Source organism: Microbacterium sp. HMH0099 (genome assembly GCF_049384025.1).
GTDB lineage: Bacteria > Actinomycetota > Actinomycetes > Actinomycetales > Microbacteriaceae > Microbacterium.
The window spans coordinates 56284-81382 of sequence record NZ_JBMRJR010000002.1; the positions used below are offsets into that span (position 1 = coordinate 56284).

At 72.1% G+C, this 25099-nt stretch carries 25 protein-coding genes and 1 tRNA gene; 7 read left to right on the top strand and 19 right to left on the bottom strand.

Going from position 1 to position 25099, the window contains the following annotated elements; all coding sequences use genetic code 11:
* Position 1 precedes the first annotated feature (1 nt).
* From mutM to ACO03V_RS04080, 6 genes are all read right to left on the bottom strand, one after another.
* A complete protein-coding gene (gene mutM / locus ACO03V_RS04055; protein ID WP_423136705.1) occupies positions 2-916 on the bottom strand; it encodes a bifunctional DNA-formamidopyrimidine glycosylase/DNA-(apurinic or apyrimidinic site) lyase in 915 nt (304 codons plus the stop codon).
* On the bottom strand, positions 909-1601 hold the full coding sequence (gene rnc / locus ACO03V_RS04060) for a ribonuclease III (protein WP_367726601.1): 693 nt from the start codon (positions 1599-1601) through the stop codon (positions 909-911). Before rnc ends, mutM begins: the two co-directional genes overlap by 8 nt.
* A 10-nt stretch (positions 1602-1611) precedes the next feature.
* The gene (rpmF, locus tag ACO03V_RS04065) at positions 1612-1821 is read right to left on the bottom strand and encodes a 50S ribosomal protein L32 (protein WP_013586329.1); all 210 of its coding nucleotides are present in this window, start codon (positions 1819-1821) and stop codon (positions 1612-1614) included.
* Between the two features lie 2 nt (positions 1822-1823).
* On the bottom strand, positions 1824-2318 hold the full coding sequence (locus ACO03V_RS04070; RefSeq protein ID WP_423137118.1) for a YceD family protein: 495 nt from the start codon (positions 2316-2318) through the stop codon (positions 1824-1826).
* Between the two features lie 107 nt (positions 2319-2425).
* Entirely contained in the window at positions 2426-2923 is a 498-nt protein-coding gene (coaD, locus tag ACO03V_RS04075) for a pantetheine-phosphate adenylyltransferase (protein WP_367726596.1), read from the bottom strand.
* 28 nt (positions 2924-2951) lie between these two features.
* Positions 2952-5135: an ATP-dependent DNA helicase RecG gene (locus ACO03V_RS04080; RefSeq protein ID WP_423136706.1), complete on the bottom strand. Its 2184-nt coding sequence runs from the start codon at positions 5133-5135 to the stop codon at positions 2952-2954.
* Positions 5136-5185: 50 nt separating this feature from the next.
* On the opposite strand from ACO03V_RS04080, the gene ACO03V_RS04085 reads away from it, so the two are divergent.
* Entirely contained in the window at positions 5186-5749 is a 564-nt protein-coding gene (locus ACO03V_RS04085; protein ID WP_423136707.1) for an RsmD family RNA methyltransferase, read from the top strand.
* Here the strand turns inward: ACO03V_RS04085 and thiL are convergent.
* Complete coding sequence (gene thiL, locus ACO03V_RS04090) at positions 5746-6738, bottom strand: thiamine-phosphate kinase (RefSeq protein ID WP_423136708.1); 993 nt, start codon at positions 6736-6738, stop codon at positions 5746-5748. The two genes, ACO03V_RS04085 and thiL, sit on opposite strands and share 4 nt — an antisense overlap.
* A gap of 25 nt (positions 6739-6763) precedes the next feature.
* Between thiL and ACO03V_RS04095 the strand changes: the two genes are divergently transcribed.
* Positions 6764-7276, top strand: coding sequence for a DUF3515 family protein (locus ACO03V_RS04095; protein ID WP_423136709.1), 513 nt, complete (start codon positions 6764-6766; stop codon positions 7274-7276).
* Between the two features lie 96 nt (positions 7277-7372).
* Here ACO03V_RS04095 and ACO03V_RS04100 read toward each other — a convergent pair whose 3' ends face one another.
* From ACO03V_RS04100 to leuC, 6 genes are all read right to left on the bottom strand, one after another.
* On the bottom strand, positions 7373-8458 hold the full coding sequence (locus tag ACO03V_RS04100) for a D-alanine--D-alanine ligase family protein (protein ID WP_423136710.1): 1086 nt from the start codon (positions 8456-8458) through the stop codon (positions 7373-7375).
* A complete protein-coding gene (locus ACO03V_RS04105; RefSeq protein WP_423136711.1) occupies positions 8358-9500 on the bottom strand; it encodes an NAD(P)H-dependent glycerol-3-phosphate dehydrogenase in 1143 nt (380 codons plus the stop codon). The genes ACO03V_RS04100 and ACO03V_RS04105 overlap by 101 nt, the downstream gene beginning before the upstream one ends.
* Positions 9490-10230, bottom strand: coding sequence for a lysophospholipid acyltransferase family protein (locus tag ACO03V_RS04110; RefSeq protein ID WP_423136712.1), 741 nt, complete (start codon positions 10228-10230; stop codon positions 9490-9492). The genes ACO03V_RS04105 and ACO03V_RS04110 overlap by 11 nt, the downstream gene beginning before the upstream one ends.
* A 3-nt stretch (positions 10231-10233) precedes the next feature.
* Positions 10234-11607 carry a UDP-N-acetylglucosamine 1-carboxyvinyltransferase gene (murA, locus tag ACO03V_RS04115; RefSeq protein WP_367726586.1) on the bottom strand — a complete coding sequence of 458 codons (1374 nt, stop codon included), beginning with the start codon at positions 11605-11607 and terminating at the stop codon, positions 10234-10236.
* A 63-nt stretch (positions 11608-11670) separates the two neighbouring features.
* Positions 11671-12267 carry a 3-isopropylmalate dehydratase small subunit gene (gene leuD, locus ACO03V_RS04120; RefSeq protein WP_423136713.1) on the bottom strand — a complete coding sequence of 199 codons (597 nt, stop codon included), beginning with the start codon at positions 12265-12267 and terminating at the stop codon, positions 11671-11673.
* Position 12268: 1 nt separating this feature from the next.
* Positions 12269-13750 (bottom strand): 3-isopropylmalate dehydratase large subunit, encoded by a 1482-nt coding sequence (leuC, locus tag ACO03V_RS04125; protein ID WP_367726583.1) that lies wholly within the window; start codon positions 13748-13750, stop codon positions 12269-12271.
* 232 nt (positions 13751-13982) lie between these two features.
* Between leuC and ACO03V_RS04130 the strand changes: the two genes are divergently transcribed.
* Both ACO03V_RS04130 and ACO03V_RS04135 read left to right on the top strand, forming a co-directional pair.
* Positions 13983-15293 carry an O-acetylhomoserine aminocarboxypropyltransferase/cysteine synthase family protein gene (locus ACO03V_RS04130; protein WP_423136714.1) on the top strand — a complete coding sequence of 437 codons (1311 nt, stop codon included), beginning with the start codon at positions 13983-13985 and terminating at the stop codon, positions 15291-15293.
* The gene (locus ACO03V_RS04135) at positions 15290-16603 is read left to right on the top strand and encodes an LLM class flavin-dependent oxidoreductase (RefSeq protein WP_423136715.1); all 1314 of its coding nucleotides are present in this window, start codon (positions 15290-15292) and stop codon (positions 16601-16603) included. The genes ACO03V_RS04130 and ACO03V_RS04135 overlap by 4 nt, the downstream gene beginning before the upstream one ends.
* A gap of 180 nt (positions 16604-16783) precedes the next feature.
* On the opposite strand, the gene ACO03V_RS04140 is transcribed toward ACO03V_RS04135, so the two are convergent.
* Positions 16784-17842, bottom strand: coding sequence for a TerC family protein (locus tag ACO03V_RS04140; protein WP_423136716.1), 1059 nt, complete (start codon positions 17840-17842; stop codon positions 16784-16786).
* Between the two features lie 251 nt (positions 17843-18093).
* On the opposite strand from ACO03V_RS04140, the gene ACO03V_RS04145 reads away from it, so the two are divergent.
* Both ACO03V_RS04145 and ACO03V_RS04150 read left to right on the top strand, forming a co-directional pair.
* On the top strand, positions 18094-18648 hold the full coding sequence (locus tag ACO03V_RS04145) for an RNA polymerase sigma factor (RefSeq protein WP_367726579.1): 555 nt from the start codon (positions 18094-18096) through the stop codon (positions 18646-18648).
* Entirely contained in the window at positions 18645-19679 is a 1035-nt protein-coding gene (locus ACO03V_RS04150) for a DUF4349 domain-containing protein (protein ID WP_423136717.1), read from the top strand. Before ACO03V_RS04145 ends, ACO03V_RS04150 begins: the two co-directional genes overlap by 4 nt.
* Before the next feature lie 180 nt (positions 19680-19859).
* Here ACO03V_RS04150 and ACO03V_RS04155 read toward each other — a convergent pair.
* Positions 19860-19935: transfer RNA gene (locus ACO03V_RS04155), tRNA-Glu, on the bottom strand.
* 220 nt (positions 19936-20155) lie between these two features.
* On the opposite strand from ACO03V_RS04155, the gene ACO03V_RS04160 reads away from it, so the two are divergent.
* The gene (locus ACO03V_RS04160; protein ID WP_423136718.1) at positions 20156-20794 is read left to right on the top strand and encodes an MBL fold metallo-hydrolase; all 639 of its coding nucleotides are present in this window, start codon (positions 20156-20158) and stop codon (positions 20792-20794) included.
* A gap of 93 nt (positions 20795-20887) precedes the next feature.
* Here ACO03V_RS04160 and ACO03V_RS04165 read toward each other — a convergent pair whose 3' ends face one another.
* Genes ACO03V_RS04165 through ACO03V_RS04180 form a run of 4 tightly spaced genes read right to left on the bottom strand, consistent with a single transcriptional unit; the run spans position 20888 to position 25008 of the window.
* The gene (locus tag ACO03V_RS04165) at positions 20888-21157 is read right to left on the bottom strand and encodes an HPr family phosphocarrier protein (protein WP_367726576.1); all 270 of its coding nucleotides are present in this window, start codon (positions 21155-21157) and stop codon (positions 20888-20890) included.
* 24 nt (positions 21158-21181) lie between these two features.
* Positions 21182-23242 (bottom strand): PTS fructose transporter subunit IIABC, encoded by a 2061-nt coding sequence (locus ACO03V_RS04170; protein WP_423136719.1) that lies wholly within the window; start codon positions 23240-23242, stop codon positions 21182-21184.
* A gap of 18 nt (positions 23243-23260) precedes the next feature.
* Complete coding sequence (locus ACO03V_RS04175; protein WP_423136720.1) at positions 23261-24226, bottom strand: 1-phosphofructokinase family hexose kinase; 966 nt, start codon at positions 24224-24226, stop codon at positions 23261-23263.
* Positions 24223-25008: a DeoR/GlpR family DNA-binding transcription regulator gene (locus ACO03V_RS04180; protein ID WP_367726573.1), complete on the bottom strand. Its 786-nt coding sequence runs from the start codon at positions 25006-25008 to the stop codon at positions 24223-24225. Before ACO03V_RS04180 ends, ACO03V_RS04175 begins: the two co-directional genes overlap by 4 nt.
* Positions 25009-25099: the final 91 nt, after the last annotated feature.

The following is a 25099-nucleotide window of genomic DNA, read 5'->3' on the forward strand; positions in this document are numbered from 1 at the left end:
GTCAGCGGACGCGCTGGCAGCGCGGGCAGAAGTGCGACGACCGGTTCATGAACGAGACGCGGACGATGGGCCGCCCGCATCGCGGGCAGGGCTGACCGGTCCGCCCGTAGGCGTTGAGCGAGTGCGCGAAGTACCCGGCCTGGCCGTTGACGTTCACGTACTGCGCGTCGAAGCTCGTCCCTCCCTCGGCGAGGGCCTTCTCGAGCACGGCCTGCACCTCGGCGAGCAGACGGTTCACCGCGCGGGTCGGGAGAGTGGATGCCGCCGTCTCGGGGTGGATGCGCGCGGCCCACAACGATTCGTCGGCGTAGATGTTGCCGATGCCGCTCGCGGCCGTCTGGTCGAGCAGCACTCGCTTGATTCCGGACGAGGTGCGGGCGAGGCGGCGGCGGAACGCCGCGGCGTCGAACGCGGGGTCGAGCGGATCGCGGCCGATGTGCGCGACCTGTGTCGGCACGACGGGCAGCGCCGACCCGCGACCGCCCGCGGCGCGGTCGGGGGTGGCGACGAGGTCGTCGACCGCGAGGGAGCCGAACGTGCGCTGGTCCGCGAAGACGACCGAGAGCGGGCCGTGCTCCGGGTGCTCCACATCGAGGCGGATCCGCTCGTGGCGCTCCGGCGGGGCGCCGGGGACGCGCAGCAGCATCTGCCCGCTCATCCCCAGATGCGTCACGATCGCCTCGTCGGGAGTCGACGGGTCAGCCGCATCCGCCGCGAGCGGCATCCACAGGAACTTGCCCCGCCGCACGGCCGCGACGATCCGCCGTCCGGTCAGCTCGGTCTCGAAGTGCTCGGGCGTGCCGCTGTGGCGGGTGAGCGCGCGGGCGTCGCGCACGTCGACGGAGGTGATGAGGGCGCCCGTGACCGCGGGCTCGAGACCGGCGCGGACGACCTCGACCTCGGGCAGCTCAGGCACGGGCGTCGAGCTCGCGCCACGCCGCCAGGGCGGCCGCCATCTCCGCCTGCTTCTTGCTCGAGCCGATCCCCTGGGTGCGGACGTCGCCGACGGTCACCGTCGCGGTGAAGCGCCGGTCGTGGTCGGGACCGGTTGCCTCGACCGCATAGCCCGGGGCCGCGAGTCCGTGTCGGGCCGCGATCTCCTGCAGGCTCGTCTTCGGGTCCATCGCGGCGCCGTAGCGGTCGGGGTCCTCGAGCAGGGGCTCGACGAGTCGCAGCACGAGCGCGGTCGCCGCCTCCGGCCCCGCCGAGAGATAGGTCGCGCCGAAGACGGCCTCCATGGTGTCCGCGAGGATCGAGTCCTTGTCGCGGCCCCCGGTCAGGTCCTCGCCACGCCCCAGGCGCACGTGCGCCCCGAGACCGATGCCACGGGCGACCTCGGCGAGGGCCACGGTCGAGACGACGCTCGCCCGGCGCTTGGCGAGGCTGCCCTCGTCGAGCTCGGGATGCCGCGTGAAGAGGCGCACCGTCACCGCCTGGCCGAGCACCGAGTCGCCGAGGAACTCGAGGCGCTCGTTGTGCGGGATCGCTCCGTGCTCGTAGGCGTAGGACCGGTGCGTCAGGGCAAGAGAAAGAAGCTCGGGGTCGATATCGACCCCGAGCTTCTCGGTGAGCGTTCGCCGCCCGACGGAGTTTCGCGTCACGGAACGCGGATCAGACGTCGGCGACCTTGCGGCCCTTGTACTCGAGGAACAGCTCGGTGCCCTGCGAGTCGGTGACGACCTTGGCCTGGTGCGGGCGGCTGTAGACGACCTTGCCGTTCTCGATGGTCTTGACCAGCGCAGGCGCCTCGGCCTTCCACTGCGCGCGGCGCGAGCGGGTGTTCGAGCGGGAGACCTTCCGCTTCGGGGGGTTACCTGCCATGACTAGCTCTTCTCTGTCTTGGGGGCGGCGCGGAGCGCATCGCCGTCGTCTGGGGTGAACTGCTGGAGCGCTGCCCACCGAGGATCGACGGGCGTCTGCTCCGTGTCGCCGGCGCTCTCCGTCAGCCTCTCACCCGTGTTCGGGTCGAGCCCGGGGCAATTCGGCTGACACACCGGCTGGAACGGAAGCGAGAGGACGATGGCGTCCCGGACCAGATTTTCAAGATCCACGTGGTCGTCTTGAACGTCGAAGTCGTTCGCTTCGTCCCCAGGATACGTGAAAAGTTCCTGGAACTCGACTTCGACAGGCTCTTCGATGTCGGTCAGACAGCGCCCGCACACGCCCACGGCGGTCGTGTCGACGGTGCCGGAGACGAGGATGCCCTCGTGCACGGACTCGAGCCGCACGTCGATCTCGAGCGGTTCGGCCTCGGGGACGGACACCAGACCCTCGCCCCACTTCTCGGGGGCGGGGATCTCGAGCTCGTGCTCGCGCATCTCACCCGGCTTGCGGACGATGTCGCGCACGGGGAGCTGGAAAGGGCCGGGTCGGTGGGTTCTCACGGTCGTCCATGCTACCCGCGCCCTCCGGCACGCGGGCCGGGTCAGAGGCCGCGCGACCCCGTGTCGAGGAAGCGCGAGACCGCCGGCGGCACGTACGGCGACACGTCGCCGCCGAGCCCCGCCACCTGCCGCACCAGCGAGCTGGAGACCAGCGCGTGCGCGGGGTCGGGCAGCAGGAACACCGTCTCGACGTGCGCGAGGTCGCGGTTGACGATCGCCATCGGCGTCTCGTACGCCACGTCGACCTGCGACCGGATGCCCTTCACGAGCACCTGCGCCCCGACGTCGGTGGCGTAGTCGACGAGCAGCCCCACGCTCCATGACGCGACGACGACGTCGCCCTCGACGCCCGCCTCGGCGATGGACTGCTCCAGCAGCGCCTGACGCTGCGCGATCGGCAGCATCGCCTCTTTGCCGGGGTTGTGCACGACGAGGACGTGCAGCTGGTCGAAGAGGGACGCGGCACGACGGATGACGTCGAGGTGGCCGAGGGTGGGCGGGTCGAACGAGCCGGGCACCACAGCGATCCGCGGATTCATGGATTCAGCCTACCGAGGGCCGCGGCGGTCACGACTTGGCGAGGGCCGCACGTTCTTCCACGCCGACACGGCGCTCCAGCGCCGCCGCCAGACCCGCATGCCGCTGCAGGGCGGGGTCGTCGTCGAGCACCCGCTCGGCCTCCGCCCGGGCCTCCGTGATGAGGGCGGCGTCCGTGACGACGCGCAGCATGCGGAGCGAGGACCGGGCGCCCGACTGCCGGTCTCCCAGCACGTCGCCCTCGCCGCGCAGCTCGAGATCGACCTCGGCGAGCTCGAAGCCGTCCAGCGTGCGTGCGACGGCATCGACGCGGGCGCGGGACGAGGACCCGGGCGAGGCCTCGGTCACGAGGAGGCAGAGCCCCGGGAGGCCGCCACGGCCGACGCGACCGCGCAGCTGGTGGAGCTGCGAGACCCCGAACCGGTCCGCCTCGAGGATGACCATGGTCGAGGCGTTGGGCACGTCGACGCCGACCTCGATCACCGTCGTGGCGACGAGCACGTCGATGTCGCCGCGAGCGAACGCCTGCATGACCGCGTCCTTCTGATCGGCGGGCATCTTGCCGTGCAGGACCTCGACGCGGATGTCGGCGAACTGCGACAGGCGCGACAGCAGCTCGGCCACCTGCACGACCCCCCAGCGCGTCCGCGCGGGCTCGGCGGATCCCGCGGACGCGGGAGGGGATGCCACCGGCTCATCGCCCACCTCGTCCGAGGTCAGCTGCTCGGCGTCGATGGCCGCGCACACGACGAACGCCTGGCGCGACTGCGCGACCTCCTCCGCCACGCGGTCCCACACCCGCGCGAACCACCCCGGCTTCTCTGCGAGCGGGGCGACGAACGTCGAGATGCCCGCGCGGCCCGCCGGCATCGTGCGGATCGTCGAGACGTCGAGGTCGCCGAACATCGTCATGGCGACCGTGCGCGGGATGGGGGTCGCCGTGAGCACGAGCGTGTGCGGCGAGTCGCCCTTCGAGCGCAGCGCCTCGCGCTGGTCCACCCCGAAGCGGTGCTGCTCGTCCACGACGACGAGCCCGAGGTCGGCGAACGTCGTCGTGGAGCTCAGCAGCGCGTGCGTGCCGACGACGATGCGGGCCTGCCCCGAGGCCACGCGCAGGGCGGCCTTCCGCCGCTCGGCGGCGGGGAGCTGACCCGTGAGGAGCGTGGGCATGAGCTCCGGCGCCAGCTGCGGGCCCAGGGAGCGGGCGATCGAGCGCACGTGCTGGGCCGCCAGCACCTCGGTCGGGGCGATGAGCGCGGACTGCCCGCCGGACTCGGCGACCTGCAGCATCGCCCGCAGCGCCACCAGCGTCTTGCCCGAGCCGACCTCGCCCTGCACCAGCCGGTTCATCGGCCACTCCCCGACGAGGTCGCGGGCGATGCGCTCGCCCACGTCGGCCTGGTCGGGCGTGAGCGCGAACGGCAGCGCCGCGTCGAAGCGCTCGCGCAGACCGCCCGGCGCCGCGGGACGCTTCGCCGCCGACAGGGCGCGGACGAACTGCCGCTGCTGCAGCAGCGCGGTCTGCAGGACGAAGGCCTCCTGCCAGCGGAGGGTGTCGACGGCCGGGCCGATCTCGTCGTCGTGCTCCGGGCGGTGAATGTGCTCGAGCGCGGTGCGTGCGGACAGCAGACCGTGACGGCGGCGCAGGGCCTCGGGCAGCGGGTCGTCGATCTCGCCGAGCCCGTCGAGGACGAGCGAGATCGTCTTCTGCACGAGGGTGCTGGGGATGCTGCTGGTCGCGGGGTAGATGGGGATCGGGCGCTTGGCGTTGACCTCCGCCTCGGCCCGCGCCTCGGCCAGGTCGTCGAACAGCTCGTAGTCGGGATGCGTCAGCTGCGTCTGGCGCCGGTACTCGCCGACCTTCCCCGAGAAGATGCCCCGGCGCCCGGGCGTGAGGTCCTTCAGACGCCAGGACTGGTTGAAGAAGGTCAGCGACATGCGTCCGTCGCCGTCGCTGATGACGACCTCGAGCAGGGAGCCGCGGCGGTTCTGCATGCGGCGCTCGGTCGCGCTGACCACCTCGGCGACGATCGTCACCGGCTCGCCCAGCGGCAACGAGGCGATGGGCGTGAGCTCCCCCCGCCGCGCGTACCGGCGCGGATAGTGCTCGAGCAGCTCGCCGACGGTCTTCGTGCCGAAGGCCTTGTCGAACGCCGTGGCGGTCTTGCCGCCGACCGCGCCGTCGAGGCGCGAGGAGAGGGAGAGGCCCGGCATGCCCTCGAGTCTAGGCACCGGGTCGGACACGCCGTTTGTAGGCTGGGACGGTGACCCGCATCATCTCCGGCCGCGCCGGCGGCACGGTCCTCGACGTCCCGGCCAAGGGCACGCGCCCCACGAGCGACCGCGTCCGCGAGTCCCTCTTCGGCGCGTTGGAGTCGGCCGGCCTCCTCGACGGCGCCCGGGTCGCGGACCTGTACGCGGGATCGGGCGCGCTGGGGCTGGAGAGCCTGAGTCGCGGCGCCGCCTCGGCGGACCTCGTCGAGCTGTCGGGGCCGGCCGCGGGACTCATCCGGCGCAACGCCGCCCGCGTCGGCGCCGCGGGGGTGTCCGCCCGCGCGTCCGTTCACCGCGCGAACGTCACCGCCTACCTCACCTCCGTCGAGGCGGAGTGGGACCTCGTGTTCCTCGATCCGCCCTACGACCTCGCCGACGCGGACCTCACCCGGGCCCTCACCGCACTCGCCCCGCACCTCTCCCCCGACGCGGTCGTCGTCGTGGAGCGGTCCACGCGCTCCGGCGCTCCGGACTGGGCCGCAGCCGGGCTCGTCGCCGAGCGTGACCGCGCCTACGGCGACACGACGATGTGGTGGGGCGGCCTGCCCGCCTAGCCGCGGCCGGCGTCCCAGTCCCGGTACGGGTCCCATCCCCCGCGCCCGGTGTACGGCGTGCCGTCGACGACGAGCGGCGCACGGCCGCGCTCCTCGACGACGCCGATGCGCCGGCCCGCCCCCGCCGCTCCGGGCGGGAACGTGACGAGGAACCCGTGGTCCTCGCCGCCCTGCAGCGCCTGTCCAGGGTCGTCGCCGAGCGCGGCCGCGTCCAGCGCGACGGTGACCCCGGACGCCTCGGCGAGCCGGGTGGCATCCAGGGCGAGACCGTCCGAGATGTCCATCATGGCCGTCGCGCCGGCGGCGGCCGCGGCGAGAGCCTCCGCGATGGGCGGACGCGGACGCAGCTGACGGTCCAACGCCCGCTCGTCCCCGGGCGACAGTTCCGCGCGGGCGTCGGGCGTCACCGGGACCGGCGCGCCGGTGGCATCCGTGAACCTCTCGAAGAGCATGCGGAGACCGCGATCCGCCTCGCCGAGCTCCCCCACCACGTGCACGGCGTCACCGGGACGCGCGCCCGAGCGCAGGACGGGTACGCGCCCGTCGAGGCTCCCCAGGGCGGTGACGGCGATCGTCAGCGTGTCCGAGACGGTGAGGTCGCCGCCCTCGACCGCGCAGCCGGGCGCGAGCTCGGCGCAGGCCGCGGCCAGCCCGTCGGCGAAGAGGCGCACGAACGACAGCGGGGTGTCGTCCGGCAGGGCGAGGGCGACGAGGAGCGCGATAGGACGGGCGCCCATCGCCGCGACGTCCGAGAGATTGACCGCGGCCGCCTTGAATCCGAGGTCGAACGGCGACGACCACGCCAGACGGAAGTCGGGGCCGTGCACGAGCGTGTCGGTCGTCGCGACGACGCGGCCGTCGGGCACGGCGAGCACCGCGGCGTCGTCCCCGGGGCCCACCGGCGCCGTCGACGGAGGAAGGCGGTCCAGGATGCCGCGGAGGATCTGCCCCTCGGACAGCTCTCCCACGGTCGGCTCGGCGTCGGTCACCGTCCCACGCTATTAGCCTGGAACGGTGTCCCGCTCCTCCCGCGCCCTCGCGCTGCTCTCCGCCGCCGTCCTGATCCCCGGACTGGCCTCCTGCAGCGCCGCGACGGTGTCGATGGAGCCCGCGCGCCTGGCGAACGACCCGGCGTGCGCCGAGATCGTCTCGCGACTGCCCGACTCGCTGTCGGGGCAGGAGCGCCGGTGGACGGACGCCCAGGGCACCGGCGCGTGGGGGTCGCCCACGAGCGTCCTGATGACCTGCGGTCTCGAGGACCCGGCCCCGTCGACCCTGCCGTGCCGGGACTTCGAGGGCGTCGACTGGCTGGTCGACGAGTCCCAGGCCGAGGACGACCGGTACACGATCACGACCTTCGGGCGCTCCCCCGCGGTCCAGGTGTTCTTCGACTACCAGACGGTCTCCAGCGCCGACGTCGCACAGGCGCTCGGGTCCCTCGTGCAGCGCTACACCGCCGACACCGGTCGCTCCTGCACGGCGCGTCCGGGCGAGGAGGCGACGCCGACGCCGGACGCCGGCTCCTGACCCGGCGCGGGCCCCTCGCCACCGCTCGCCGGCCGGGCGACGCCGTCACCGCTCGCCGGTGTGCGCGGCGGGGCCCCGGAGGACCCCGCTCGCGACTCAGGCCGGCGCCAGCGCGGCGTCGAGCAGGTCGCTGATGAGGTCGGGGTAGGACAGGCCGGAGGCGATCCAGCAGGTCGGGAACATCGAGATCGGCGTGAAGCCGGGCATGGTGTTGACCTCGTTCACGAAGAACTCGGTGCCCGTGTAGAAGAAGTCGACACGAGCCAGTCCCTGGCCGCCGAGCGCCTCGAACGCCTGGGCCGCGATGCGCTGCATCTCGGCGAGCTCTCCGTCGCCCAGCTCGGCCGGGCACACGAGATCCACGCCGGGCGCGTTCAGGTACTTCGCCTCGAAGTCGTAGAACTCGCGGCCCGTCACCACGATCTCGCCCGCCACGCTCACGCGCACGGGACCGCCGTCACGGCCGGGCAGCACCCCGCACTCGAGCTCGCGCCCGACCACCGCCTTCTCCACGAGCACCAGACCGTCCTCGGCGAAAGCCGTGTCGAGGGCGGCATCCAGGTCCTCCCAGCGCGACACCTTGGTGACGCCGACGCTCGAGCCGGCCTCGTTCGGCTTGACGAAGACGGGCAGGTCGAGCGCGCGGATGCGGCGCTCCCACAGGTCGCGGTCGCGCGCGAGGTCCGTGCGGGTGACGGCCACCCACGGCACCACGGGCACGTTCGCCGAGCGGAGCACGCGCTTCGTGACGTTCTTGTTCATGCCGATCGCCGACATGAGGACGCCGCCGCCGGCGTAGGGGATGTCGAGGAGCTCGAGCAGTCCCTGCACCGTGCCGTCCTCGCCGAAACGCCCGTGCAGGATCGGCAGCACGACATCCACCTCGCCGAGGGAACGGGTGCCCTCGGCATCCGTCACCGTCCATTCGCGCGAACGCGTCGAGTCGGGCAGACGCACACGCTTGCCGTTGTCGCGGACCTCGGGCAGCGCCTCGGGGCGCAGCGTGAACTTGTCGGGGTCGTCGTCCTCGAGGACGAACGCGCCCTCGCGGGTGATCCCGACCGGGATCACCCGGAAACGGTCACGGTCGATCGCCCGCAGGACCCCGCCCGCCGTGGCGGAACTGATCGAGTGCTCGCTGGAGCGCCCGCCGAAGAGCACCACCACCGCCGGTCTGGTCATTCTGCGTCCTCTCGCCCTGCGGCTGATCGTCGTCGGTGGTCAGGTGCGGTGCGATGTCGCGCGGGTCCATGGTGCCGTCGAGCACCATCTTCACCTGCCGCACGATCGGCATGTCCACGCCGACCTGCTTCGCCAGCTGCAGGACCGGGGCGACGGATGCCAGGCCCTCGGCGGTCTGCTGCATCTGCGCGACCACCTCCTTGTAGCCGTATCCCTGCCCGAGCAGGCGCCCGGCGGTGTTGTTGCGGCTCAACGGCGACTGGCACGTCGCGATGAGGTCGCCGAGCCCGGCGAGGCCCTGCAGCGTCTCGGGCTGCGCGCCCTGCGCCACGGCGAAGTCGGTCATCTCGACCAGACCGCGCGTGATGATGGAGGCCTTCGTGTTCTCGCCGTACCCGACGCCGTCGACGATGCCGATCGCGACGGCGATGAGGTTCTTCAGCACGCCGCCGAACTCGGTGCCGATCACGTCGGTGTTGACGAACGACCGGAAGTACTTGTTGCGCGCCCGGCGGGCGACGGCCTCGGCCGTCTCGGGGCTGAGCGAGCTGATGACCGCGGCGGTGGGCTGCTCCCGGGCGATCTCGAGGGCGAGATTCGGCCCCGACGCCACGGCGATCCGCGCGGGATCGCACTGCAGCACTTCCTCGATCACCTGGCTCATGCGCAGCCCGGTCGACTTCTCGACGCCCTTCATGAGCGAGACGATCGGGACGTCCGTGCGCTCGACGAGGGGCTTCAAGGCGGCGAGGTTCTCGCGCAGCGACTGGCTGGGCACCGACAGGTAGATCTGCTCGGCGCCGGCGAGGGCCGCGGTCAGGTCCGTCGTCGCCGTCATCGTGCGCGGCAGGTTGATGCCGGACAGGTACCGGCTGTTGCGCTTGCTCTCGGTGATCTCGGCCGCGAGCTCGGCACGGCGCGCCCACATGACCACCGAGGCGCCGCCGTCGGCCAGGATCTTGCCGAACGTCGTCCCCCAGCTGCCGGCGCCGATCACGGCGACCTTCGGACCCGCGGCGGGCGCGACGTTCTTACGACTCAAGGCGCCCCGTCTCGTTCTGGCCGTGCTGGGAGGGGTTCCAGCGCTCGGCGGGAGCCGGGATGCCGCGGATGGCGGCGAGCATGTCCGCCACGCGGTTCATCATGACGTCGGTGGCGCGCGCGAGCGCGGCGGGCTGGGTGGGCGTATCGGCGTACTCGGACAGGTCGAGCGCCTCCCCGAACTCCACCACGACGCGGGAGCGACGGGGGAACTTCAGCTTGCCGTAGCGCGGGAGGATCTGCTGGACCCCCCACTGCGCCATGGGGATGAGCGGCAGGTCGCCCGCCAGGGCGAGACGAACCGCCCCGGTCTTGCCGCGCATCGGCCAGAGGTCTGGGTCGCGGGTGAGCGTGCCCTCGGCGTAGACGATGACGCCGCGGCCGTCGGCCGCGATCTCCTGAGCGGCCTTCATGGACTGGTTCGCGCTCGTGGACGTCCGCGGCACCGGCACCATGCCGGTGGCCCGCAGCGCGGCGCCGAGCACCGGCACGCGGAAGAGGCTCTCCTTGGCGAGGAACCGCGGAGCGCGCCCGGTCCGCCACACCGCAACGGCGACGATGAGCGGGTCGAACTCCGAGTTGTGGTTGGGCGCGATCACGTACGCGCCCTCCCGCGGGAGGTTCTCCGCGCCGTGGATCTCGATGCGCGCGAACAGGCCCACCGCGGGCACGATGATCGCGGCGAGCGGCCAGAACGCGCTCGGACGGCTCTTCTCGGGCGAGACGGCCACGGCTCAGCCGACGACGTCGAAGTCGGCGTCGAGAGCCGTGAGCTTCTCGAGGAACTTCTCGTAGCCGCGGCGGATGATGCCGATGTTGCGCACCGTCGACTCGCCCTCGGCGGCCAGCGCGGCGATGACGTAGCTGTAGCCGCCGCGCAGGTCGGGCACCTCGACGTCGGCGCCGTGGAGCGGGGTCGGGCCGTTGATGACCGCGGCCTGCTCGAGCGAGCGGCGCGGGACGCGACGGTCCGGGCTGGAGATGCCCTTCGGGTGCACGACGATGTCGGCGCCCATCTTGTTCAGCGCCTCGGTGAAGCCGAGACGGTTCTCGTAGACGGTCTCGTGCACGGTGGAGGTGCCGGGAGCCTGCGTGAGCGCGACGATGAGCGGCTGCTGCCAGTCCGTCATGAAGCCGGGGTGCACGTCGGTCTCCACCATGACCGGCTTGAGCGACGCGCCACGGCGGAACAGGATGCCGTCCTCGCGGACGTCGAACCAGCCGCCGGCCTTGCGGAAGACGTTGAGGAACGTGAGCATGTCCTGCTGACGGGCGCCCTTGGCGAAGATCTCTCCGTCGGTCGCGAGAGCGGCGCACGCCCAGGACGCGGCCTCGTTGCGGTCGAAGATCGCGCGGTGGTCGTAGCCGACGAGCGAGTCGACGCCTTCGATGAAGATGACGCGGTTGGGCTCGTACGAGATGATCGCGCCCATCTTCTGCAGGACGGCGATGAGATCCATGATCTCGGGCTCGATCGCCGCGTTGCGCAGCTCCGTGACGCCCTTGGCGCGCACCGCGGTCAGCAGCACCTGCTCGGTCGCACCGACGCTGGGGTACGGCAGCTCGATGGACGCCCCGTGCAGACCGTTGGGGGCCGTGATGCGGATGCCCTCGTAGCTCTTGTCGACGACGGCGCCGAACGCGCGCAGCGCGTCCATGTGGAAGTTGATCGGACGGTCGCCGATGCGGCAGCCGCCGAGATCCGGGATGAGCGCCTCACCGAGGAGGTGCAGCAGCGGACCGCAGAAGAGGATCGGGATGCGCGACGCGCCGGCGTGGGCGTCGATCTCCTCGAAGTGCGCGGCGACGGCGCCCGAGGGGTCGAGGTGGAGCGTGCCCTCCTCGTCGCCCTCGGTCACCGTGACGCCGTGCACCTCGAGCAGCGAACGGACGACCTTGACGTCGCTGATGTTCGGGACGTCGCGCAGCGTGCTGGTGGTCTCACCGAGGAGCGCCGCCACCATGGCCTTCGTCACGAGGTTCTTCGCGCCCTTGACCTCGACGGTCCCGCGGAGGGGTCGGCCGCCGCGGATGGAGAGGGTCTCCGCCGCCTCCCAGTCCGGCTGGCCGGGGGTCTGGTCTTCGGAATCGGTGACGAGAGTGCTCATGGGGGGTGGACCTCACTTCGTGGACGAGGGGCGGCAGATCGACCCCGATCGGGTCGATCGGGCTCAGCGGACGGGGATCGTCCGCGGCCGCCATGCCTCGCGGCGCGCCTCGAACTGCGCGATCTTGTCTGCGTCGCGCAGGGTGAGCCCGATGTCGTCGAGCCCTTCGAGAAGCCGCCACCTAGTGTAATCGTCGATCTCGAAGGAGACCGTGAGGTCGCCCACCGTGGCGGTGCGCGCGGTGAGGTCGACCGTCATCTCGATGCCGGGCCGGGCGTCGACGGCGGCCCAGATGCGCTCCACCTCGTCCTCGGTGATCACGCCGGTGACCAGGCCCTGCTTGCCCGCGTTGCCGCGGAAGATGTCCGCGAACTTCGGGCTCAGCACGACGCGGAAGCCGTAGTCGCGCAACGCCCAGACGGCGTGCTCGCGGCTCGAGCCGGTACCGAAGTCGGGGCCGGCCACGAGGACGGATGCCGCGCGGTAGGGGTCCTGGTTGAGCACGAACCCGGGGTCCTCACGCAGGTTCGCGAAGAGGGCGTCCTCGAAGCCGGTCTTGGTGACGCGCTTGAGGAACACCGCGGGGATGATCTGGTCGGTGTCGACGGCCGAGCGCCTCAGCGGGGCGACGACGCCGGTGTGCGTGGTGAACTTCTCCATGTCAGGCCTCCGCCCCGGTCGAGACGTGCGCCGACGGCACGGGGTCGAGGTCCGACGGGCTCGAGAGCGTCCCGCGCACCGCGGTGGCGGCGGCGACGAGCGGCGACACCAGGTGCGTGCGACCACCCTTGCCCTGACGACCCTCGAAGTTGCGGTTCGACGTCGACGCGCAGCGCTCCCCCGGGGCCAGCTGGTCCGGGTTCATGCCCAGGCACATCGAGCAGCCGGCGAACCGCCACTCGGCGCCGAACTCCGTGAACACCTTGTCCAGGCCCTCGGCCTCCGCCTCCAGGCGGACGCGCGCCGAGCCGGGCACGACCATGACGCGCACGTTCTCGGCCTTGCTGCGCCCACGGATGATCGACGCGAACGCGCGCAGGTCCTCGATGCGGCTGTTCGTGCAGGACCCCATGAAGACGGCATCCACCGGGATGTCCTTCATCGGGGTGCCCGCCTGCAGGTCCATGTACTCCAGCGCCCGCTCGGCGGCGGCGCGCTCGTTCGGGTCCGCGATGTCGGCCGGGGTCGGCACGACGTCCGAGAGCGACACGCCCTGACCCGGGTTGGTGCCCCAGGTGACGAAGGGCTCGAGCTCGGCGGCATCCAGGAACACCTCGGCGTCGTAGACGGCGCCCTCGTCGCTCGGGAGCGTGCGCCAGTACGCGACCGCGTCGTCCCAGTCCTGACCCTGCGGGGCGTGCGGGCGGCCCCGGAGGTAGTCGAAGGTGATGTCGTCGGGCGCCACCATGCCGGCGCGCGCGCCCGCCTCGATCGACATGTTGCACATCGTCATCCGGCCCTCCATCGAGAGGGAGCGGATCGCGCTGCCGCGGTACTCCAGGACGTAGCCCTGGCCGCCGTTCGTGCCGATCCGGGCGATGACGGCGAGGATGATGTCCTTGGCCGTCACGCCGGGCTTGAGATCGCCCTCGACCGTGATGGCCATGGTCTTGAAGGGCTTCAGCGGAAGCGTCTGCGTCGCGAGCACGTGCTCGACCTCGCTCGTGCCGATGCCGAAGGCCATCGCGCCGAACGCGCCGTGGGTCGACGTGTGCGAGTCGCCGCACACCACCGTGATGCCGGGCATCGTCAGACCCAGCTGCGGACCGACGACGTGGACGATCCCCTGCTCCTTGTCGCCCAGCGAGTGGATGCGGACGCCGAACTCGTCGGCGTTGCGGCGCAGCGTCTCGATCTGGGTGCGGCTGGTGAGGTCGGCGATCGGCTTGTCGATGTCGAGCGTCGGCGTGTTGTGGTCCTCGGTCGCGATCGTCAGGTCGAGGCGCCGGACGGGACGTCCCTCGGCGCGCAGACCGTCGAACGCCTGCGGGCTCGTGACCTCGTGGACCAGATGCAGGTCGATGTAGATCAGGTCGGGCTGGCCGTCCTCGCCCTTGACGACGAGGTGGTCGTCCCAGAGCTTCTCTGCCAGGGTGCGGGGACGATCCGGGACGTGGATGCCGTCGGTCGGGGTGCTGCTCATGTTCTGCGTTCTCCTCGAAGGGGGTGAATGGCCCGCGACGAACTCCGCGACGAGAGAGGCCTAGAAAGTCGAGGTCTCGTCGCGGCCGCTAAGGAGGAGGCGAGCGATCCGCATCCGGCCACGATACCACCGGCCCCGGGAGGGTCCGCCGTAACACGGCGCCGCACGGATGTGACCCCGCGGGCGGCCGCGTGCGAACCTGTGCCGACACGTCAGAAAGGAGCGCGCCCGCATGGACCAGCGCATCGAGACCGGATTCGCCACGCGGCAGGTCCACGTCGGATCGACCTCCGCCCCCGCCTCCCCGCGGGCCACGCCGATCTACCTGACGGCCGGCTTCACGTTCCGCGACCTCGACGAGTCCGCGGCGCACTTCGGCACGGGCAGCGGCTTCGGGTACAGCCGCACGGGCAACCCGACCGTCCACGCCGTGGAGGAGCGTCTCGCGTCGCTGGAGGGCGGCGACCAGGCGGTGCTCGTCTCCAGCGGCCAGGCCGCGGTGACGGTCGCCCTGCTCGCCCTCGCCGGCGCCGGGGACCACGTCGTCGTGTCGGAGCACATCTACGAGGGCACGCGCGGCCTGCTCCTGGACAACCTCGCCCGTCTCGGGATCGAGACCACGTTCGTCGAGACCGGCGACCTCGACGCCTGGCGGGCCGCCATCACGCCGCGCACCCGCGCCCTCTTCGCCGAGACGCTCTCCAACGCCCGCAACGACGTGCTCGACATCGCCGCGGTCGCGGCCGTCGGGGCCGAGCACGGCGTCCCGCTCGTCGTGGACAGCACCTTCACCACGCCCTACCTGGTCCGCCCGATCGAGCACGGGGCGGCCGTCGTCGTGCACTCGGCGAGCAAGTTCCTCGCCGGTCAGGGCGCCGTGCTGGGCGGGGTCATCGTCGACGACGGGAGGTTCGACGCCGCGGCGTCCGGGCATCTCTTCCCCCATCTCGTCTCCACCGACCGCCTGGGCGGCGCCAGCTTCAGCGAGCGTCACGGCCCCCGCGCCCGCGGCGCGTACATCCGCGAGAGCGTCGCCCCGCGCTTCGGTCCGGCGCCGTCGCCGCTGAACGCCTTCCTCATCGGGCAGGGCATCGAGACGCTGAGCCTGCGCGTGGAGCGGCAGTCCGCCAACGCCCTCGCGGTCGCACGCTGGCTGGAGGCCCGTCCCGAGGTGGAGCGGGTCGACCACGTCGGACTCGAGAGCCACCCCCACCATCACCGCGGCCGGCACTACCTCCCCCGCGGGACGGGGTCGGTGTTCACGGTCACCCTCCGCGGCGGGCTCGAGGCGGCGCGCCACCTCGTCGAGTCGGTCCGGCTGATCACCCACATGACCCACCTCGGCGACGTCCGCTCGCTCGTGCTGCACCCGCAGAGCACCTCGCACGCGGCCCGCACCGTCGCCGAGCGCGAGCGGGCGGGGGTGCTCCCCGGCACCGTGCGCCTGTCCATCGGCATCGAGGACATCGACGACCTGCTCGCCGACCTCTCGCAGGCGCTGGAGAGCATCCCGGCGACGGAGCGCGAGACGGTGGTCCTGTGACCCGGCTGCAGCACTTCGGCTGGTTCCTCGCCCGCGGCTTCGGCCCGCACGGGTGGGGGCACCCGTACCTCCGCTGGAACCACCGGTGGACGTCGCCCGACCTCTACCAGGACTCCGCCCGCACGCTCGAACAGGCCGGCTTCGACCTCCTGATCATCGAGGACGCCCCGTCCCTCGGCAGCGCGGACACGATCGACCTGCGGGTCCGCCACGCGTTCGGCGGACCCAAGCACGACCCGCTCCTCCTCGCGCCGTACCTGTTCGCCGCGACACGGCACCTCGGGGTGGTCCCGACGGTCAACCCGGCCGCCTCCCTCCCGTACACGGCCGCGCGCCAGTTCGCGACGCTGCAGCACCTCAGCGGTCACCGCCTCGGCCTCAACGTCGTCACCGACACCGGCAGCGCGCGCCACTTCTCCGCCGCGCCGCAGCTCGGTCACGACGCGGCCTACGACCGTGCGGAGGAGTGGCTGGGCGGCATCCGGGACCTCTGGCGCTCTTGGCAGCCGGGCGCCCTCGTCCAGGACGAGCAGACGGGCGTGTACGCCGACGGGACCCGGATGGATGCCACCCGCCACCGCGGCGAGTACTTCTCCTTCGACGGCCCGCTCAACGCCGTGCCGTTCACCGACGGCGAGCCCGCCATCGTCTCCCCCGGCGGCTCGGGACGCGGCCTCGCCTTCGCCGGGCACAACTCCGACGTGCAGCTCGCCCTCGCCCCCCTCGACGAGCAGAGCATCCGCGCCTACCGCGGACGCATCCACGCCGCCGCCGAGGCCGCCGGTCGCCGGCCCGCCGACGTCAAGATCCTCTTCGCCGTGCAGCCCGTGCTCGTGTCGTCGCCGGAGGAGGCGGACCGGCTCGTCGCCGCATCCGCGCACCCCGACGACGAGGCGCTGCGGGCTATCGCGCGCAAGCAGTCCAGCGACCTGGAGACCGACCTCACGGCGCTGGACCTGGACCACCCGCTCGACCGCGGCATCTTCGGCGAGCACGTGTCGCAGGGCAGCATCGCGCGCCTCGTCGGGAAGCACGACGACGACGCTCCGCTGCGGACCCTGCTGGCCGCGCACGCGCGTCTCGGCCGCCTGCACGACGGCAGCGGGTTCGTCGGCACCGCGGACGATTTCGCCGACCGCATCGAGGAGCTCGGCGAGTGGGGCAACGACGGCGTGCTGCTCTGGGGCGACCTGCACCCCGTCACCGTGCACCGCGTGCTCGACGACCTCGTGCCGATCCTGCGGCGACGCGGCATCCTGCGCGAGGAGTACGTCGACGGCGGGCTGCGCGCGAACCTGCAGGCGTTCTAGGGCGCTCCCCGCGGCGGCTGCGTCGTCGTCCGGCATGATGTCCCACTTCGTGCAGGAATCAGGCCGCTCCCCTGCACATCGTGGGACACGCCTTCGCCTGTGCAGCGTCCGGCGGGAGGGATGTCCCACTTCGTGCAGGAATCAGGCCGCTCCCCTGCACCTCGTGGGACCGCCTCGGCGTCAGTCGGCGCCCGGGTGCTCCACGCTGCGGGGCGTCCCCTTCTCATCGGCGACCTGGGCCGCGGCATCCACGGGTCCGGCCGCGCGCGCCTCGCGCGACGAGACCACGAGGCTCGCGATCGTGGCCACCGCCATCGACAGGATGATGACGGCCAACGACACCCACGTGGAGATCTCCGGCGCCCACTCGATCGGCTCGCCGCCGTTGATGAACGGCAGCTCGTTGACGTGCATGGCGTGCAGCACCAGCTTCACGCCGATGAACGCGAGGATGAAGGCGATGCCGTAGTGCAGGAAGCGCAGGCGGTCCAGCAGGTCGCCGAGCAGGAAGTACAGCTGGCGCAGGCCCATCAGGGCGAAGAGGTTCGCGGTGAACACGATGAACGGGTTCTGCGTGATGCCGAAGATCGCCGGGATCGAGTCGATGGCGAACAGCAGGTCGGTGACGCCGATCGCGACGAACACGATGATCATCGGGGTGAAGACCTTCTTGCCGTTCACCCGCGTGACGACCTTCTTGCCGTCGTACGCGTCGCTCATCGGCAGGACGCGGCGGAGCATGCGGACGATGAGGTTCTCCTTCTGCTCGTCGTCGTCGTCGCCGGGGAACGCCTGGCGGATCGCCGTGTAGACGAGGAACGCACCGAAGAGGTAGAAGATCGGGCTGAAGTTCTCGATGACCGTCGCGCCGACGAGGATGAAGGCGCCGCGCAGCACCAGCGCGATGATGATGCCGACCATCAGCACCTCCTGCTGATAACGGCGCGGGACGGCGAACTGGCCCATGATCAGGACGAAGACGAAGAGGTTGTCCACCGAGAGGCTGTACTCCGTGAGCCAGCCGGCGACGAATTGCCCCGCGATCTCTCCCCCGGCGACGATCCACAGCACGCCCGCGAACAGGAGCGCCAGGGTCACGTAGAAGACGACCCACAGCGTGGACTCGCGCGCCGAGGGGATGTGCGGACGCTTGAGGATGATGAGCAGATCCGCGACGAGGATCAGGACCAGGACGACGAGAGTCACCGTCTGGAACACGGGGTCGAGCTGCAGCTCCATGAGGGCCTTTCGTCGGGGGAAACGCTCGATCTTATCCGCCGCTCGGCGCGGCGTCCGGCCCCGCGACCCGGCGGGCGGTCTCCGCGGCCCGCCGAGATCGCACGTTCGGCGCCAGATCGCCCGTTCCGGCGCGCCCGCTCGGGACGCTCTCGCACGGATCGTGCGATCTCGCCGCGCGGCGCGTCGGATCGCGTGAGACGATCCGAGCGGAGCGGACACCTTTCCGTGAGAGGGCGAGGAGACGGGATGCCATGACAGACGACGTCATCGACGATCGCACGCTCGTCGCGCAGGCCGGAGGCGGGTCGGAGCCCGCGTTCCGGAGGCTCTACCGGGCGTACGCACGAGCCGTGTACTGGACGGCGTACGGGCTCGTCGGCGACGCCGCCGACGCGGAAGACGTCGCACAGGAGACCTTCGTGGTGGCGTGGCGCAAGATCCCGCACCTGCGGCTAGAGGGCACCTCCCTGCTGCCGTGGCTCGCCACCATCTGCCGGCTGCAGGCGGCGAACCGGCTGCGCAGTCGCCGGAGGCACGGCGAGCACGACGCGCTCGACGATGCACTGCCGTCGACGGTGGACGTCGAGCAGCAGGTGGTCGACGCGGCGACCGTGCGCGCGATCCTCGACACCGTCGCGGGCCTCGGCGAGCTCGACCGCGAGATCTTCCGGCTGTGCGCGGCCGAGGGCTACGGCTACGAAGCCGCCGCGGCCGAGCTCGGGGTCACGCACGGAACGATCCGCAACCGCCTCTCCCGCATCCGGTCCCGGGTGCGCGCCGCAGCGCTCGAGACGGAGACGCCATGACCACCCCGACCCTCCCCCCGTTCGCCGACGAGCGCGTCGATGCCCTCGAACGCCGGGTCTTCGCCCGCATCGCGGACGACCGGCGTTCGCGGAAGACCCGACGGACGCGGGTGCTCGGCGCCGTGGGCGCGGCCGCGGCCGTGATCGTCGTGGCCGCGGTCATCGCACCCGGACTCGGCACCCGGATGGAGGGCGCCGGATCCTCCTCGGCCGACAGCGCGGTTCTGCCCGGTGCCGAGAGCGGCGTGGACCCGGGCCTCGTCCCCGTCGACCCGGGCTCGGGGCTCGTCGACGTCTCCGGCGGAGCGGCCGGGTCCGCCTCCGCCGGCCGTGAGATCGTGGCCAGCGCGTCGGCGACGCTCGAGGTCGACGAGGTTTCCGCGGCGATCGAGGCGATCGCGGATGCCGCGACCTCCGTCGGCGGCTACGTCGAGTCGTCGCAGGTCGGCGCGGGCGGTGTCGTGCGGCCGATCGACCAGGCACAGCCGGAGATCACGGACGCCTCCTCCGGCGGCATCACGGTCCGCGTCCCGGCGGAGAGCCTGTCCACGGTGATGGCCGACCTCGACGGGCTCGGCACCGTCACGGACGAGACCGTGACCCGCAGCGACGTGACCGACCAGGCGGTCGACCTCCGCGCGCGGGTCGCCGCCGCCGAGGCATCCGTCGCCCGCCTCACAGAGCTCGTCGCCCAGGCCGCGTCGGTCGCCGACCTCATCACGGCGGAGAGCGCCCTCGCCGACCGGCAGGCGCAGCTGGACGCCGACCGTCAGCAGCTGGAGCTGCTCGAGAGCCAGATCGCCCTGTCCTCGCTGTCGGTGCAGGTGCAGACCGCCCCGGAGGCCGTGGCCGCAGACCCCGCCGGGTTCGGCGACGGCCTCGTCGCGGGCTGGAACGGCCTCGTGGCGACCCTGAACGGGATCGTCATCGGGCTCGGATTCCTCCTGCCGTGGCTGATCGTCGGCGGCGTGGTCGCGGCCGTGGTGTGGGGCGTGCGTCGCGTGATCCGCCGCCGCCGCCCCGCCGCCTGACCCGCGCGCCGCGGCTTCTCCCCCGCCGCCCCGCCGCCGCCCGCCGCCTGACCCGCGCGCTCGCCTGCGCGCCTTCTCCCCCGCCGAGATCGCGGACGGAGGACGGGCCGGACGCAGGCAGGGCGCCCGCCCCGGAAACCAAGAAGAGCCCCGACCTTCCGGTCGGAGCTCTTCTCGTGTTGGTGACCCCAGCGGGATTCGAACCCGCGTTACCGCCGTGAGAGGGCGGCGTACTAGGCCGCTATACGATGGGGCCGCGTCGCAACTCATCAAGTATGCAACAGGATCGGCACGCACGCCAAATCGAGCCGGGCAGACCCGCTCCCCGGGCGTGTCCCGCCCACGGTAGCGCGCGCACGCCGCCACGGGAAGACCTCACGGGACATCCGGCGGGTGAACGAGGGGATGCCACTGCCACAACCGACACGGTCCCGCCAGCGCTTGCAGCAGTCTGGGGCGCCGAGTTGACTCGACGCATGCGAGTCACCAAGCACGAGCACGCCGCCCTCGTCGTCGTCGAATCCGGTCACACCCTCGTCATCGACCCCGGGAGCTTCACCTCCCCGCTCGAGGACCTCGTCGGGCTGGTGGGCATCGTCATCACCCACGAGCACCCCGACCACTGGACGCCCGAGCACCTGACCCGCCTCCAGCGCGCCCACCCGGAGACGCCGATCTACGGACCGGAGGGTGTGGTGAAGGCCGCCGCCGGCTTCGACGTGACGGCGGTGGCGCCCGGCGACTCCCTCGACCTCGGCCCGTTCCACCTCGAGTTCTTCGGTGGTCAGCACGCCGTCATCCACGAATCGATCCCCGTCGTCGACAACGTCGGCGTCCTCGTCAACGACGGCCTCTACTACCCGGGCGACTCGTACACGGTCCCCAAGCGCACGCACGTGCGCCTGCTCGCCGCCCCCGTCGGCGCCCCGTGGCTGAAGATCGGCGACGCGATGGACTTCGTCCTGGCCGTCAAGCCCGACCGGGTCTTCGCGACGCACGACATGACCCTGTCGGTCGCCGGCAAGCAGATGGGCGCGTCCCGTCTCACGTGGGCCGTCGAGCAGAACGGCGGCTCCTACGTCGACCTGCCCCCGGGGGAGACCACCGACGTCTGATCCGCGGCAGGGACGCACACCCCCGCCCCGAACGACGGAACACCGGATGCCACGGCCCTGAGGACCGTGGCATCCGGTGTTCTTCGGTGTCGCTTACTGCGCGTCGAGGTCCGTCTCGAGCAGGGCGACGAGCTCGTCGAGCGCCTGCTCGGCACCCTCGCCCTCGGCCTTCAGGGTCACGACCGTGCCCTGACCGGCGCCGAGGCCCATGAGCGACAGGATGCTGCCGGCGTTGAGGTCGGCACCGCCCTCGGCCGCGATGGTCACGGGGATCTTCTTCTCCTGCACCGCCTGCACGAAGAGCTTCGCGGGACGGGCGTGGAGGCCGGAGCTGCTCGCGATGGTGGCCTGACGTTCTGCCATGGGTGTTCCTTCCGGATCGGGGTGTTACGCCGCCACGGTCGCCCGGGGGGCGTCCTCTGCGACGGGGGTCTCCTTGCGGCCGCCGATGCGCTTGAGAGCGACGACGAGCAGAGCCGTCACGACGGTACCCGCGACGATCGCCAGGGCAAAACCCCAGAACGGCTGGATCGCGAAGAACACGAAGATGCCGCCGTGCGGGGCGAACGACTGGACGCCGATCGCCATGGTCAGACCACCGGTGATCGCACCGCCGACCATCGACGCGGGGATGACGCGCAGCGGGTCGGCCGCGGCGAACGGGATGGCGCCCTCGGAGATGAACGAAGCGCCGAGCAGCCAGGCGGCCGCACCGTTCTCACGCTCGACCGGGGTGAACTTCGGGCGGGCCAGGACGGTGGATGCCAGGGCCATCGCCAGCGGCGGGACCATGCCCGCGGCCATGACGGCGGCCATGATCAGGTAGGGCGCGGTGTTCGTCTGCGACGCGGCGGCCAGGCCCGTGGTGGCGAAGACGTAGGCGACCTTGTTGACCGGTCCGCCGAGGTCGAAGCACATCATCAGGCCCAGGATGACGCCGAGCAGGATGGCACCCGCGCCGCTGCCGGCGAGCGAGGTGAGACCCTCGGTCAGCGCCGCCATGAGCGAGGCGATCGGACGGCCGAGGAAGAGGATCATCAGCCCCGAGGCGAAGATCGACCCGAGGAACGGCACGATGACGACCGGCATGAGGCCGCGCAGCCAGCGGGGCGCGTCGAAGCGGCCGAGCCACCAGGCGATGAAACCGGCGAGCAGACCGCCGATGATGCCGCCGATGAAGCCGGCGTTCATGAGCACCGCGACGGCACCCGCGACGAATCCGGGGGCGATGCCGGGGCGGTCGGCGATCGCGTAGGCGATGAAGCCCGCGAGGACGGCGACGATGAAGCCCATCGACGTCGCACCGATCATGAACGCGACCGAGCCGAGGTACTGGCCGATCGGGCCGAGCGGGGACGTGATGTCCTGCGTCGGAAGGTCCCAGAGCGAGTTCTGGATGATGATGTTCGACGCGTTCGTGGTGACCTGGTAGCCGCCGAGCAGGAAGCCCAACGCGATCAGCAGACCGCCACCGGCGACGAACGGGATCATGTAGCTGACACCGGTCAGCAGCCACCGCTGGATGCGACGGCCGACCGACTGCTGCGCGACGGGGGCGTCGGCCGCACCGGCGCCGCCGGCCGCGCCCTGCACGCGAGCCGCGTTCGGGTTGTCGGAGGCGGCGACGGCCTCGGCGATGAGCTGCTTCGGCTGCTCGATGCCCCGCTTGACGCCCGTACGGACGACGGGCTTGCCGGCGAACCGCTGGGGGTCGCGGACGTCGACGTCGACGGCGAAGATGACCGCGTCGGCCTCGTCGATCACGTTCTGCGGGAGCGCCTTGTAGCCGCTCGAGCCCTGCGGCTCGACGATGAGCTCCACGCCGTCGGTCTCGGCGCCGGCGTTGGTGAGGGCGTCGGCGGCCATGAAGGTGTGGGCGATGCCCGTGGCGCACGCGGTGACGGCGACGATCTTCTTCGTGCGCGTGGTCGTGCGGGCCTCGGCGCGCGTCGCGGCCGGGGCAGCGGCGGCCGCAGCCGTCGGGGCCGCGGTGTCGGCCGGGGTGACGGCCTCGCGGATGATGCGCACGGCGTCGGCGGGCGACCCGGCGGCGCGCAGGCCGTCGGTGAAGTCCGGGCGCATGAGGCTCCGGGCGAGCTGCGACAGGACCGACAGGTGGGCCTCGTCCGCACCCTCCGGCGCGGCGATGAGGAACACGATGTCGGCGGGACCGTCGGGTGCGCCGAAGTCGACGCCCGGGGTCAGGCGGGCGAAGGCGAGGGTCGGCTCGGTCACCGACGCGCTGCGCGCGTGCGGGATGCCGATGCCGCCGGGCAGGCCGGTCTCGTCCTTCTGCTCGCGCGCCCACGCGTCGTCGAAGAGCTCCTGGGCGCTGCGTGCGCGACCCTGCGCGACGACGCGCTCGGCCAGGGCACGGATGACCGACTGCTTGTCGGTCCCCAGGGGCACGTCGAGAGTGACGAGCTCCGGTGTGATGATGTCGGACATTGTCAATGACCTCCGTGGTCAGGGTGTTGCGGTGGGAGTGGCGAAAGCGGTGACGTCGATCAGCCCGGCGGGCAGATCGGCGGGGGTCGGAGCCTGCGTCCCCGGCAGGGTCGCGGCGGCGGCACCGTAGGCGATGCTCCGCGCGAGACGGTCCGGGGCCGCGGCCCCGTCGAGGTCGGCGAGGAGGTAGCCGGCGAGCGAGCTGTCGCCCGCCCCCACGGTGCTCGCGACCTGGATCTTGGGGGCGCGTCCGCGCCAGGCGCCGTCCGCCGTGAACAGCAGGGCGCCGTCGGCGCCCAGGGTGACCAGGGCGGATGCCACCCGGTCCGGCACGAGGGCGGCGGCACGCACGGCCGCGGCGGCGGGCACGTCGTCGTCGATCGACGTGTCCTCCCCCACCAGCTCGGCGAGCTCGTGTTCGTTGGGCTTGATGAGGTCCGGGTGCGCGGTCGCGACGGCGGCCACGAGCGCCGGCCCCGACGCATCGACCGCGATGCGCGGTGCGTCCGCACCCCAGCGCGACCGCACGGCCGTGATGAGGTCGGCGTAGAAGGTGACCGGGAGACCCGGAGGCAGCGACCCCGCCAGCACCAGCCAGGTCGCACCGGCGCTGGCGGCGACGACCGCGGCGGTCAGCGCGGACGCCTCGTCCGCGGACAGCTCGGCACCCGGGAGGTTGATCTTCGTGGTCTCGCCGATCGGATCCGTGATCGTCAGGTTCGCCCGCGCGCGGCCGGCGACCGGCACCACGGACAGGTCGACGCCGGTGTCCTCGAGCAGCAGACGGTAGGGGTCGTGCGCGTTGACCGGGACGACGGCGCGCGTCGGGGCACCGGCGGCAGCGACCGCACGAGAGACGTTGACGCCCTTCCCGCCCGCGTCCTCGCGTGAGGACTGCGCCCGCTGCACGTCGCCCGGGGCGAGGGGGGCGGTCAGCCGGACGGCGCGATCGGCCGACGGGTTCGCCGTGAGGGTGACGATCATGCGACCCGCACCTCCGCGTCGGCGTCGCCGAGGGCGCGCATCAGGTCGAGCGGCGGCTGGACGTCGGTCACGAGGGCGTCGATCTCGTCGAGGCGGGCGAAGCGCACGAGCAGTTCCTCTCCGAACTTGGCGGCGTCGGCGACGACGACGATGCGTCGGGCCGAGCGGATGATGGCGGTCTTGACGGCGGCCTCGTCCGGGTCGGGCGTGCTGAGCCCGAACCCGGCGCTGATGCCGTTGGTACCGACGAAGGCGATGTCGGGCCGCATCTCGCCGATGACGCGCACGGTGTGCGCCCCGACCGCCGCCGCGGTCACACCGCGCACGCGCCCGCCCACGATGGTCAGCGACACGCGGTCGTCGCCGCCGAGGAGGTGGGCGGTCTCGATCGAATGCGTGACGACCTCGACGCGTCCGGCGCTGTCGCCGAGAGCGGCCGGCAGCTCGGCGGCGACGGCCGCAGCGGTGGTGCCGGCGTCGATGAAGACCGAGCCGCGGAAGTCGGGCCCCAGCAGCGAGGCGGCCGCCGCGCCGATGGCGCGCTTGGCGTCTCCGTGGCGGAGGCGGCGCTCCGGAAGGGATGCCTCGGCGGTGCTGCCCCGGGAGATGTCCACGGCGCCGCCGTGCACGCGACGCAGGGCGCCGGCGCTCTCCAGGCGATCGAGGTCGCGACGGACGGTCTCCGTGGTGACGTCGAAGCGCCGGGCGAGATCGACGACGCTCACGCGACCCTGGTCGCGGAGCTGGCGCTCGATGAGCTCTTGGCGCTCCATTGCGTACATCGGTTCTCCTTCGAAGACTCCCACACAATACAACGCGATCCCACACGAAGCAACAGAAAAGCCAGAACGGTGCACCACGTCGCCCGGCAGA